Here is a 219-nt window from a genome sequence, read left to right on the forward strand (position 1 = left end):
GGTGGTCACGAAGCGCCGCCTCCAGACGGGCCGCAGGCCGCGCTCGCGCATCAGCGTCCGTACCCGGTAACGGCCCACGACGGTGCCATCCGCCTGTAAGGCTTTTGCCAGACGCCGGCTGCCGTAGGTTCGCCCGGAAGCCGCGAACACACGCTCGAGGTGAGCGCCAGCGGCGCAGGGCACGCTTGGACGTTCGGCTCGCGCCCGCGCCGCGTAATA

Annotated in this window: 1 protein-coding gene; it reads right to left on the reverse strand. The window is 71.2% G+C overall.

The window, feature by feature from the left end:
- Positions 1 to 183 (reverse strand): IS3 family transposase (locus B1A74_RS10735; RefSeq protein ID WP_143592257.1); only part of this gene is annotated, 183 nt, incomplete at its 3' end.
- Positions 184 to 219: the final 36 nt, after the last annotated feature.

Origin of the sequence: Thioalkalivibrio halophilus, from assembly GCF_001995255.1 — a bacterium.
Classification (GTDB): domain Bacteria; phylum Pseudomonadota; class Gammaproteobacteria; order Ectothiorhodospirales; family Ectothiorhodospiraceae; genus Thioalkalivibrio; species Thioalkalivibrio halophilus.